We start from the raw sequence: 380 nt of genomic DNA, 5'->3' as shown, positions 1-380 counted from the left end.
AGGGTAAGCAGGCCTGCCAACGCAAGCCCTGCGGGTCCGACGAAGCCGCGGCCAACACGATACGGCTGTTCAACGAAGTGAAACATCATGACTGCCAAGGCGAGAGACAGGAACCCGACGAGAACAGCCTCTTTCGGCAGCAGCGGCCGCAGAAGGCCATACTCACAGAATACGATCAGGGGCCAGTGCACTAGGTAAAGTGAATAGCTGATGCGCCCGACATAGGCTGCGGGGCCATTGCGTAAAACAAGCGCCACATGTCGTGAGCGATCCGCGTAAAGCACAATCGCGGCTCCGACTGTAGGCACGAGCACATTGAGGGCGGGTGCGTGCGCCGTGTCGTCCAGAAAGAAGACGGCGCTGCCTATGAGCACCAATCC

General features: G+C 59.5%; 1 protein-coding gene. It reads right to left on the bottom strand.

What is annotated here, in order from left to right; genetic code table 11:
* Positions 1–380, bottom strand: a 380-nt coding sequence (locus tag EOA32_RS39170) for an acyltransferase (RefSeq protein WP_189407774.1), incomplete at both ends; no start/stop codon positions are given.

Source organism: Mesorhizobium sp. M1A.F.Ca.ET.072.01.1.1, from assembly GCF_004023325.1.
Lineage (GTDB): Bacteria > Pseudomonadota > Alphaproteobacteria > Rhizobiales > Rhizobiaceae > Mesorhizobium.
This window is presented reverse-complemented; position numbering and strand designations above follow the sequence as displayed.